The 10,141-nt window shown below is 53.9% G+C and carries 11 protein-coding genes and 1 pseudogene; 5 read left to right on the forward strand and 7 right to left on the reverse strand.

The annotated features are described in order from the left end of the window. Positions 1-2 precede the first annotated feature (2 nt). Both ACE3NW_RS08350 and ACE3NW_RS08355 read right to left on the reverse strand, forming a co-directional pair. Complete coding sequence (locus ACE3NW_RS08350; RefSeq protein ID WP_374282322.1) at positions 3-482, reverse strand: Lrp/AsnC family transcriptional regulator; 480 nt, start codon at positions 480-482, stop codon at positions 3-5. Between the two features lie 125 nt (positions 483-607). Further along, positions 608-1,162, reverse strand: coding sequence for a hypothetical protein (locus tag ACE3NW_RS08355; protein ID WP_374282324.1), 555 nt, complete (start codon positions 1,160-1,162; stop codon positions 608-610). A gap of 722 nt (positions 1,163-1,884) precedes the next feature. Here ACE3NW_RS08355 and ACE3NW_RS08360 point away from each other — a divergent pair. The 5 genes from ACE3NW_RS08360 (at position 1,885) to ACE3NW_RS08380 (ending at position 4,204) form a co-directional block, all read left to right on the forward strand. Beyond that, a complete protein-coding gene (locus ACE3NW_RS08360) occupies positions 1,885-2,250 on the forward strand; it encodes a thioredoxin family protein (RefSeq protein ID WP_374282326.1) in 366 nt (121 codons plus the stop codon). After that, positions 2,250-2,960 (forward strand): cytochrome c biogenesis CcdA family protein, encoded by a 711-nt coding sequence (locus ACE3NW_RS08365; RefSeq protein WP_374282328.1) that lies wholly within the window; start codon positions 2,250-2,252, stop codon positions 2,958-2,960. The genes ACE3NW_RS08360 and ACE3NW_RS08365 overlap by 1 nt, the downstream gene beginning before the upstream one ends. Before the next feature lie 46 nt (positions 2,961-3,006). After that, positions 3,007-3,324: an ArsR/SmtB family transcription factor gene (locus ACE3NW_RS08370; RefSeq protein WP_374282330.1), complete on the forward strand. Its 318-nt coding sequence runs from the start codon at positions 3,007-3,009 to the stop codon at positions 3,322-3,324. 241 nt (positions 3,325-3,565) lie between these two features. Continuing rightward, on the forward strand, positions 3,566-3,799 hold the full coding sequence (locus ACE3NW_RS08375; protein WP_374282333.1) for a thioredoxin family protein: 234 nt from the start codon (positions 3,566-3,568) through the stop codon (positions 3,797-3,799). A gap of 21 nt (positions 3,800-3,820) precedes the next feature. After that, positions 3,821-4,204 (forward strand): putative zinc-binding protein, encoded by a 384-nt coding sequence (locus ACE3NW_RS08380; protein WP_374282345.1) that lies wholly within the window; start codon positions 3,821-3,823, stop codon positions 4,202-4,204. Between the two features lie 181 nt (positions 4,205-4,385). Here ACE3NW_RS08380 and ACE3NW_RS08385 read toward each other — a convergent pair whose 3' ends face one another. The 5 genes and pseudogenes from ACE3NW_RS08385 to ACE3NW_RS08405 all read right to left on the reverse strand — a co-directional run. Then, a complete protein-coding gene (locus tag ACE3NW_RS08385) occupies positions 4,386-6,104 on the reverse strand; it encodes a cation acetate symporter (protein WP_374282335.1) in 1,719 nt (572 codons plus the stop codon). Further along, a complete protein-coding gene (locus tag ACE3NW_RS08390; RefSeq protein WP_374282337.1) occupies positions 6,101-6,415 on the reverse strand; it encodes a DUF485 domain-containing protein in 315 nt (104 codons plus the stop codon). The genes ACE3NW_RS08385 and ACE3NW_RS08390 overlap by 4 nt, the downstream gene beginning before the upstream one ends. A 49-nt stretch (positions 6,416-6,464) precedes the next feature. Next, positions 6,465-7,097, reverse strand: a complete 633-nt coding sequence (locus ACE3NW_RS08395; RefSeq protein ID WP_374282339.1) for a 3'-5' exonuclease — start codon at positions 7,095-7,097, stop codon at positions 6,465-6,467. 1 nt (position 7,098) lies between these two features. After that, positions 7,099-8,913: a DUF294 nucleotidyltransferase-like domain-containing protein gene (locus tag ACE3NW_RS08400; protein ID WP_374282341.1), complete on the reverse strand. Its 1,815-nt coding sequence runs from the start codon at positions 8,911-8,913 to the stop codon at positions 7,099-7,101. Positions 8,914-10,017: 1,104 nt separating this feature from the next. Next, a pseudogene (locus tag ACE3NW_RS08405) lies at positions 10,018-10,141 on the reverse strand (RNA-binding protein); the annotation flags it as partial.

The raw sequence follows: 10,141 nt of genomic DNA on the forward strand, positions 1-10,141 counted from the left end.
TATCAGGCAAAATAGGTCATGGAAATTTTTTTCAGTTCCTTGAGGCTGCGCAAAACGGCGTGCTCGCGCAGGGGGGTATCGCGCTTGATGTCTTCCACCACGCCAAGGCATTCCGCCTCGCTGCGGCCATGAATCATGGTGTAGAGCTCATAGGGCCAGTCGGGCGCAGAGCTTGGGCGGTAGTAGACGTGCGAAATATGGTTGTGCAGGGCGGCCTGTTCGCCGCAGGCTTCCACCAGGTCGGGCTGGATTTTCCAGGCCACCATGGCGTTGTGCGTCCAGCCGGTTTTCTGGTGCTTTATGCTGGCGCCAAAGCGGCGAATGGCCCCAGATTCCTTGAGTGAGCAAAGCAGCTCAAGTACCTGGGCTTCTGTCATGCCCGCCTTTTCGGCGATGTCGGCGTATGGAGTAAGCGAATCAGGCAGGTTGGACTGCACGATGCGCAGCACAGCCTGTTCTGCGGGCGTAAACTGACGGCTCATGAATTCTCCGGTAATGCGGGCTGAAACACTGCGCGGGACAGGGCATGCAAGCCAGCCACTGCCGCAAGCGCGGCCCCTGGCCGTTTGTCAGCCAGGGGCCGTTTCAGCAAAAGCGGATTATGTTGCTAGCGCGAAAAAGAACGCGCAAACAGGTCCTGAATGGCTACGCGGCCATTGTCTTCAAGAAAACGGGTGCCGGTGGCGGCAAAGTGGGCGTGGGTGATGCGGGGTTCGTCGGTCTGGGTCCAGTTGTCCTTGTCCCAGAAAAACCAGGCATTCTTGGGCTGGTCAAAAACAAGCAGGGGTTTGTTGCAGATTTTGGCAAATTCCGCACCCCAGCCTGTGCCGCCCTTGACCGTACCATCGGGCTGTACCGCGCCGATAACGATGATCTGCTCCCCGCTGCTGACCTGCCAGCAGATGGACTGCAAAACCTTGCGAAAAAGGGGCGCACGCGTGTATTCGCGGCTCATGAGCCGCGAAACGTACGTCAGGCTTACGTCCTTGAGGGCCAGTTCTTCGGAAGTGAGCACCCGCACACCGCGCGTGCGTTCAATCTGGTGTCCTTCAAAGCTGTAGTTTACTTCTTCCAGACCCCAGCTCTCGGCCAACGCGCCGAAGAACTGTTCTGTTCCTGCGGCGCCGCCGCTGTAAAGCACACACTGGTTGGGGGTAAGCATGCTGCCCTCCTCAAGGGATTGTTGCGCCGGACAAGGGTATTTGGGGCGAAAAAACCGGCAGAAGCGTCAGAACCATCATGGCAAAAATTGCAGCGGTCGGCAAGGCAAGCCCGCAAAGAAAAGCCGTGAAAGGTATTTGTTTTTGGGGCTGCCGGTTGCTTGTGCATATCCGATTGCCCCCAGAAAGTCTGTTTTACGGTCACGCAAGAAATATTGAGGTCGTTTGCGGGAAGGAATGCGTGACACAGCAGCCCCCCCCCACATTTCATGCGGCAGTCATTGGAGGGGGCAAGCAGAATGCATACCTGAGTTTGGCCCGTCACCCAGTATCACTACTTTGGCTGCAATATTGCTAATTGCGTAGGAAAATTGTTTGTTAATATTTATAATTCATAGTTATTATGGTAAGTTAAGATGATAATTTCGGGTGGGGGGTGTAACGCGTGCTAATGCTTGCTTGACAATGTTCAAATGTAGTTGAAATATTGCTTAGTGATGCAAGGACAGGCAGCCAGATTCAAAAAACCCTGCTGATGGGCCGCATGCTTCGGTTGTCTGCGAGATCAACTGCGTCTCGATGGGCTGATTCTTGTGAAATTGTCTTAACTGAATATTGAATGGAAAATGGACATGAAATTGTAGAAAATTTGCGCATCTACCGAAAGCTTAAACGGCTTCAATGTCTATTCTGCCAACGAGAGCGCTTAACATTAGGAGAAAGTATGTTCAAAAGATTCGCAATGGTATTTATTCTGTCATTTTTGTTTATTGGATCCGCCGATGCAGCAACATCTGATTATGTAGAAAATAATGTTGTAACGGTCATAGATTTAGGCGCAACGTCCTGTATCCCGTGCAAGATGATGGCGCCTGTGCTTGAAAAGGTAAAAGCAGACTATGCGGGAAAGGCCGCCGTGGTGTTTATTGATGTCTGGAAAAACCCTGAAGTAGGCAAGGAATTTGGAATACAGTCCATTCCGACGCAGATTTTTTACAACAAAAAAGGTGTTGAAACACAAAGGCATCAAGGGTTTCTTGATGAAGAAAGCATGAAGACGATTCTTGATCAGCTTCTCTCGGAAAAATGATGTTTGATCAATTTTTGTTGACCATTAATGACTGGATGGTGCGTGACTTTGCATGGGCCGTTACAGGTTCCTTTTTGTGGGGCATTGTCAGCGTGCTGTTCAGCCCTTGCCATCTGGCATCTATCCCCTTGATGGTTGGATATGTAGCAGGGCAAAACACCCTTGTGGATGGCAAAAAAGCGGCCGGGTACGCGTGCATGTTCAGCTTCGGGCTTTTTACTTCAATCACCTTCATCGGGTTTGTCTGCTCTTGGCTGGGGAGAATACTTGGTGATGTCTCTCCTTTATGGGGAATTCCCATTGGCGTGTTTTTTGTGTGGCTGGGGCTTAACCTCCTTGGGGTGCAATTGTGTACGCTGCCATCGGGGCGGTATGGTAATATAAAAATGCGTGGATATGGCGGAGCAGTCATTTTAGGTTTGGCATATGGGGTTCTTTCTGGCGCATGCACATTTGGCTTCATAGCTCCTATTCTGGCAATGGCCATGGGGCAGGGGCAGCAGCTGAAAGGTATAGCGTTGATTTTCAGCTTTGCGTTTGGTCATTGCCTGCCGATTATTGTTGCGGGCAGCTCTGTTGCAATTGCGCAAGGCCTTCTTACGGCAAAGGGAATGAAATCGGCCACTGTGGTTGGAAGAAAAATGGCTGGTGGCCTTGTTGTGGTCATTGGGCTGTTTTTTATTGCGGTTTCTTTTGCAAGCTTGCGCTGAATACATTTTTTTCAAAGCATTGACGTGAGCGCGAGGAAGATCTGACATGATTCAAAACCAACGGTATATAGCTGCACAAGCAAAGATATTTAAAGCCTTGGGGCATCCAAGCAGATTGACAATGGTTACTGCTCTTCGGGAAAACGAAAAATGCGTGTGCGAATTGCAACAGATTGTTGGCTGCGACATGTCAACAATATCAAAACATTTGGGTGTTCTTAAGGAAGCAGGTGTTGTTTCCACAGAAAAAAAGGGCACAAGTGTATATTACAAGCTCACGTTATCTTGCCTGAACTCATTTTTGGCATGTACGGAAAAAATTATTGAATCATCGGCCATCGAGCAAATTGGCCTTTTGAAGTAGTTTTTTCGGCGTCAATGATTGGCTATTTTGCCAAATAGCCAAGTTTTCAGATTCTGCCACGGGTGACATTTCAAAAAACTGCCGAACACGCAGCACTGTAAAAGGCTTTCTGGACAGCACGGTTGCGTGGGCAGGCTATTTGTTGGCCATCTGGCGAGCCATGACCAGTCAGGCAGGCCTGTACCTGCCATAGCTTTTTCAAAACACACCATGGACACATTGCGATTAACCGGAGGATACCATGAAAAAAATTATTGTTCTTGGCCCTGGGTGCTCCAAATGTGAAAAACTGATGAAGGACACGGAATCTGCCGCACAGGAGATTGGGATTAAGTATGAAATATCAAAAGTTAGCGATATTTCGAGCATGCTTCAGTTTGGTGTCATGAGTACACCGGCTCTTGTGGTAGATGGCGATGTTAAAGTGGTGGGGAAAGTTCCTTCCATAACAGAACTCAAGAAAATGCTTGCATAACTTTCAGCAGTGAGGATCGATATGAGCGCATCATGTGCATGTGGTGGGGCACCCAATTTGCTGTTTGCCTGTTCCGGCGCTGCGGATGTGGGCGAACTTGCCGATCAGTCTGTCCGGCTGGCTTCAAAAAACGGCGTGGGTAAAATGTTTTGTCTGGCAGGCGTTGGTGGCCGGGTATCGGGCATCATAAAAAGCACGGAAGCTGCGGCAAAGATAGTGGCGGTTGACGGTTGCCCGTTGAATTGCGCGCGTAAGACGCTGGAAGAAGCGGGCTTTACAAATTTTGCTCATATTCAGCTTGGCGAGCTGGGGTTTGCCAAGGGTCAAACCCCTGTCACAAGACAGGCACTGGAAGGTGTTGCTGATAAAATCAAAGCGGCCGTGCAGGGATCAGAGCTTTCATAAAACCTGCACGATGCTACAAAGTGGGTGGATGGATAGCGTTCGCTTTTTCTGCAATGTCTTGCCGGTAGTCACAAGGCAATTTGCGCAGTGATTCGCGATAGTAATTGCGCAGTAGTGTTAATGGGGGGGATTGCCCCCCCATTATTTGAATTTAACGAGTCATGGGCTTCATAAGCCTTGCTTAATGCACTGTGGGCTTGAACGCTCCAAGGCCGGTTTCCGATCTGATCTTCTGGTCGTCAAAGGCCTCACGCTCTTGCCGTGCCTGTGCCGAGCGGTCGCACAAAGAAACTATCCAAATGCACGCAAAGGCCAGAGGCATGGAAAAGATGGCCGGGGAGGAATACGGAAAGGGCGCGCTGCCTGCCGGGTTGCCCAGTGTGCCCACCCACACCGCGTCAGAGAGCACGGTCATGACAAGCGCCGCAATCAGGCCCACAAAGCCGCCGCTCACTGCTCCCCTGGTGGTGCAGTTTTTCCACAGCACAGAAAGTATCAGGGCCGGAAAATTGGCCGAGGCCGCTATGGCAAAGGCCAGCGACACCATGTAGGCCACATTCTGCTTTTCAAACACAATGCCCAGAAACATGGCGATGATGCCCAGAGCCACGGTGGTCAGCTTGGATATCCTGAGCTCATCGGCAGAGCTTGCCTTGCCTTTTTTGAGGGCCGAGGCGTAAAGGTCGTGCGCCACGGCTGAGGCCCCCGAAAGGGTGAGCCCGGCCACCACCGCAAGAATTGTGGCAAAGGCCACCGCCGACATAAAACCAAGAAAGATGTTGCCGCCAATGGCATTTGCCAGATGCACGGCCGCCATGTTGCTGCCGCCGCGCAAAATGCCCTTTGCGTCGAGAAATTCGGGGTTGGTGCTCACAAACACGATGGCCCCGAAGCCGATGATGAAGGTAAGGATGTAGAAATAGCCAATCCAGGTGGTTGCCCACAGCACGCTTTTTCTGGCTTCTCTGGCATCGGGCACGGTAAAGAAGCGCATGAGAATGTGCGGCAGGCCTGCCGTGCCAAACATAAGCGCAAGCCCAAGCGAAATGGCCGAGATGGGGTCTTTCACAAAGCCGCCCGGGCCCATGATGGCGGTGCTCTGTTTGATGCCCACTGCGGCGGTGAAGAGTTTTTCGGGGCTGAAATCGTACCGCGCCATGACCATAAAGGCCATGAACGAGGCCCCGCCGAGCAGCAGGCAGGCCTTGATGATCTGCACCCATGTGGTTGCCGTCATGCCGCCAAAAAGCACGTAGGCCATCATGAGCAGGCCCACAATAACCACGGCATAGTGGTAATCGAGGCCGAACAGCAGTTTGATGAGCTGCCCCGCGCCCACCATCTGGGCTATGAGGTAAAAGAGCACCACCACCAGCGTGCCCGATGCGGCAAATATGCGCACGGGAACCTGTTGCAGCCGGTAGGCCACCACATCGGCAAAGGTAAAGCGCCCAAGGTTGCGCAGACGCTCGGCCAGCATAAAGGTAATGAGCGGCCAGCCCACCTGAAAGCCGATGGCATAGATGAGGCCGTCAAAACCCGTGGCCATGACAGCGGCTGAAATTCCCAGAAACGAGGCGGCAGACATAAAGTCGCCCGCAATGGCAAGGCCGTTCTGAAAGCCGGTGATACCGCCGCCAGCCGTGTAAAAATCGGCGGCAGAGCGGGTGCGTTTGGCGGCCCATTTGGTGATCCACAGCGATCCGCCCACAAAAACGGTGAACATGATGATGGCTGTCCAGTCGGTGTTCTGCTTTTGCGTTTCTTCAATTGTTCCGGCTGCCTGCGCAAGGGCAGGCAGGGCGGCAGCCCACAGGGCAAGCAGGGGTGCGCCAAGGGCGCGGCAGATGAACGAGCCGGAATTTGTATGCTTGGGCAAGGTGCTGGCTGGCGTGCTCATGACTGCACCTCTTTTTCAAGTATCTGCTTGAGGGCAGGGTCGTACTGGCTATTGGCCTTGCGCACATAAATGGCCGTGAGCAGCACGGTGAGCAGGATAATACCTATGCCCAGCGGAATGCCCCATGTTGTGGTCATGCCCGCTGCAAGGGGCGTTGCAAACAGCTTTTTGTCAAAGGCCACAATGAGGATAAAGCCGTAATAGGCCGCAAAAACAAGAATGGTAAGGCTCCAGCCCAGGGCGTTGCGCGCCTTGATCAATTGCTGGTACTGAGCATTTCTTTCAATCCGTCGTGTCAATTCTGAGGCCATTGTCCCCTCCGTACATCATTTGTCCTTGCGCCACATCACACGCAGGACGTTATGGGAGCCTGTGCGCGCCGTATCGGCGCGGTTGCAGCGCCAGATACATCATGGCCGCAGTTATGGCGTCGTTCATGGCATCGTGCCTTGGCAGGGTGGGAATCCCCAGGTTTCTGACCATGGTTTCCCACCGCAGATCAATGTAGGCGCCAGGATATTGCGCAAATCGCCAATCGTAATACCAGCCGGAAACTTCAATCCGGCGGTTTGGCAATGCTGCCCCCATTAGTGGCCTCAAATATTTGTTCAACACTGCAATGTCGTACTGCAAATAATAGCCGACCAGTGTTCTGCCCCTGACAAACTGAAGAAACTCCAACAATACATCCTGAAGCGGCAGGCCGTTGCTGAAATCACAGGGCCGCAGCCCGTGTACGCGCACGTTTTGCCCTTCTGGGGCGTGCTGCGGCGTGATCAGTGCATTGAATGCCTGCCTGGTGCAGATGCGCTGCCCGTCAATGCGCACGGCAGCTATGGAAAGCAGTTCGGCCTCCTTTACGTTGAGCGAAGTGGTTTCGCAGTCTATGCTCACCAGCTGGCCGTCGTCTTCGCCCAGCAGCGAGCGGTAGGGTTCGGGCGGCTGGCGCATGCGCCACATGCGTGCCACTGTTTGCAGCCACGGAGCCGACATTTCAGAACCTGTCCAGACCATAGCGCTGGCCAACCATCTTCTTGAAACGCCGCACCACCTCCAGGGCGTCCTGAAGCAGGTCTTTTTCCAGCGTGGACAGGGTGGCCGTATCCACCTCGTTGCTCAGGGGCACGCCCCTGCGCAGCATTTCAAGGCCCGCGTCAAGCCGCAGGCGCATGAGAAATGCCAGCGATTCGGCCACGTCATCTGCCAGGGATTTTTCAAGCATGCTGCGTGATGTCAGTGCCCCCAGCCGGTCAAAGGTGTTGGGGGCGTCTATGCCCGCCTCCAGCGCCAGCACGCGCGCCCCGTGAACGATGGGGAAAATGCCCGCCTTCTTGATGTCGAGCAGGGCGTTTTTTTCGCGATTGAGCAGCTGCCGCCAAAAGCCCGTCTCCACCTTGCGGGTGGGAAACTGCTCTATGGGCAACGCCATGCGCGAAAACCACGCGGCATCGTCGGGCAAAACACTGTGCAGGGCCTGCCTGCACGCCGCCAGCCACGAGGCCGGGCCTGACACTGTTTCTGCATCGAGAAAAATGGCCAGATGCATGAGCCCATCGCCCTGGGTGGAGCTGGCCCACCCGTGCAGGGTTTGCCCCCACTGACGCACCGTGTGACGCCAGAGTGGCTGGTTTACCATCATGCCGCCAGGGCAGGGCGGGTAGCCCAGCTGAAGCATGTGCTGCGTAAAGCTCTCTGCCGATTGTTCCACCTCCTTTTCATCCAGGCCTTCTGCAAGGATGAGCGCGTTGTCCTGGTCGGTTTTCAGAATCTGTTCGCCACGGCCTTCTGACCCCAGGGCCAACAGCGAGCTGCCCGCAAATACGGCGGGGGTAGCCACCATCTGCCACAGCCGGGCCATAAGCTGGGTGTTCAGAACCTGAACCAGCCGCGCCAGTTGCGGCGTTTTTATGCCTTGCGTCACCAGGGTTGTTACAAGTGATTCCATGTTCTGCATGGCGGTGTGCAGGTGGCCAACGGTGGTGGCCGCCTCCAGCTGCCGCGCAATGGACAGGGAATGGTTGGAAAAATAGGAGAGCAGGTCGATAAGGGCCAGAACGCCCACGGGCTGCCCCTTGTCTGTCACCACGATGCGGTGGATGTTATGCCGGGTCATGAGCAGCAGGGCGTTGAAAAGATAGTCGTCCTTTTCGCAGCTCAACAGCGAAAACTGGGCGCAGAGGTGCAGCGGGGTCTGGTTGGATATGCCGTTGGCCACGATGTGGCAAAAATCGCCGGTGGTAAAAATGCCCGTGCGGTGTCCGTGGCGCACAAAGATGGACCTGCGGCGGTTTTGTTCCATACGGCGCGCCGCATGGGCGATGGTTTCCTCGCCATCGGCAAAAATGGGGCCGCTGAATCCAGCGTCGCTGATCTTGACGGCAAACAGGCTTTGCCATTCGCGGCGGTCGCGTGTTTGGGCCAACTGGCCAAGCTTGTCTGAAACCGTGGCAAAGAAATATGCGCCAAAAAGGGAGTTTTTTTCGGTCAGGGCCAGCACATCCCGGCCAGGGAAAACGCAGAGCAGGGCTTCTTCGTGCGCCACAAACCTGTGAACCGTTTTGCCAGTGGCAAGGGCGCGGCAGTCGAAGGTTTCGTGCTCGCGGTAGGCTCCCACAACGTCCTCGCCCGACATTTCACGAACAAGCCCCTTCATGACCAGATACAGGGCGTCTACCGGGCTGCCCGAAGCCAGAATCTCCTGCTCGTCGCTGAAGTACAGAATGTCGGCAGAGGCCGCGAGAGCAGAGGACTCTGCCAGCGTGAGCAGGTCAAAAGGCGGGTGCGTGAGGTCAAAGCGGTTCGTCCACATGGCTGATTCCGTTCTGTGGCACGGTAAGTGGCTTGTTTTATGGCCAATCCGTGCAGTCTACCTGCTGCTGTGCGTGTAAACAGTATTGCATCTGCAAAAATAACTGTTCACACAAATAGCAGATCATGCTTTTTGAAAAAATACTGTTTAGAATCGTTGCATGTGACGTGTGAAATATTTCTCTCGGTATTGATTGAGTGTGTAATGAACAAAAAAGCCGTTTTCAAGTAGGATGCTTACTGTATACATCATACAGTTGTTTAATAAAAACGTGCAATATCTTTTTTATATAATGATTTTATGTTTGAAAAAATATTTATATATTGATTTTATGTGCCAGCTGTACATGCTTGAACTTACGCGTCTCTTCTTGTGGCAGTGTTTGCAGGGCCGCAGGGACAATATACTGCGCCCGTTTGTGGCGGCGGCGTGCTGCATATCTTGTTTTTACGCAGGCGCTCATACATTGCGGGCAACCCATGCCCTTTGGGCGTGCCATAGGCTGCGCCGAGCTGCAAATGCAGGAATAGAGCGGATATTTTAAAATATCGCGTGAGCAAAGCGTATTGGTGCAGTCGGATTTGGCGCGTGTTCTGCGGGTGAAGGCGGATATGGCGGCAAGGACGCGGCCATTTTCGGTGTTGCTGGAAGGGGGGGGATGGAAAACGGAGCTCGCCTGAGTTCGCCTGGGTTTATCTGGAACGGGCAGCAATGTTTGGCGTGCGGCAATAAATGCGGCAATGTGGAGATGTGGACAGCCCGGCATGCAGCGCATCGTGCTGGCTGTGGTCGTGCGGGGCCGTGTGAGTGTTGAATGTCGGTATTGATGCTTTGCGAGGATACTGGGGGTATTGAAGGTGCTGGCGGCTGGCTGGGAGAAAAGGCTGGGAAAATATGGCAGGGGCGAACAAATTGGAGGCGATGCGGCGAAACGTCGGTCAGTATGGCAGGGTAATAAAAAGGGTGGGCGGAGTGGTCGGCGGGCCACAAGGGCTCACCTGACCACTCCGCTCAAGAATAGTCAGGGACACCAGTTGGTGTCCCTTAAGATGTGCGCGCAACAAAAAACGCCCCAACGGGGCGTGTCTTTGTCCGTTACAGACCCTAGTAGCGGGGCTGGCGCGGGGCTCTGGGTTTGGCTTCGTTCACGCGCAGCGTGCGACCGCCAAAGCTGAAGTTATCCAGGGCTTCAATGGCGGAATCGGCATCGCCGTCTTCCATTTCCACA

Origin of the sequence: Desulfovibrio sp., assembly GCF_041907885.1 — a bacterium.
Taxonomy (GTDB): Bacteria; Desulfobacterota; Desulfovibrionia; order Desulfovibrionales; family Desulfovibrionaceae; genus Desulfovibrio.

Bases quoted from the DNA above. Each gene is read 5' to 3' on its own strand.
- ACE3NW_RS08380 (WP_374282345.1), top strand. From the start codon at position 3,821: ATGAGCGCATCATGTGCATGTGGTGGGGCACCCAATTTGCTGTTTGCC.
- ACE3NW_RS08390 (WP_374282337.1), bottom strand. From the start codon at position 6,415: ATGGCCTCAGAATTGACACGACGGATTGAAAGAAATGCTCAGTACCAG.
- ACE3NW_RS08360 (WP_374282326.1), top strand. From the start codon at position 1,885: ATGTTCAAAAGATTCGCAATGGTATTTATTCTGTCATTTTTGTTTATT.
- ACE3NW_RS08350 (WP_374282322.1), bottom strand. From the start codon at position 482: ATGAGCCGTCAGTTTACGCCCGCAGAACAGGCTGTGCTGCGCATCGTG.
- ACE3NW_RS08365 (WP_374282328.1), top strand. From the start codon at position 2,250: ATGTTTGATCAATTTTTGTTGACCATTAATGACTGGATGGTGCGTGAC.
- ACE3NW_RS08395 (WP_374282339.1), bottom strand. From the start codon at position 7,097: ATGTCGGCTCCGTGGCTGCAAACAGTGGCACGCATGTGGCGCATGCGC.
- ACE3NW_RS08375 (WP_374282333.1), top strand. From the start codon at position 3,566: ATGAAAAAAATTATTGTTCTTGGCCCTGGGTGCTCCAAATGTGAAAAA.
- ACE3NW_RS08385 (WP_374282335.1), bottom strand. From the start codon at position 6,104: ATGAGCACGCCAGCCAGCACCTTGCCCAAGCATACAAATTCCGGCTCG.
- ACE3NW_RS08355 (WP_374282324.1), bottom strand. From the start codon at position 1,162: ATGCTTACCCCCAACCAGTGTGTGCTTTACAGCGGCGGCGCCGCAGGA.
- ACE3NW_RS08370 (WP_374282330.1), top strand. From the start codon at position 3,007: ATGATTCAAAACCAACGGTATATAGCTGCACAAGCAAAGATATTTAAA.
- ACE3NW_RS08400 (WP_374282341.1), bottom strand. From the start codon at position 8,913: ATGTGGACGAACCGCTTTGACCTCACGCACCCGCCTTTTGACCTGCTC.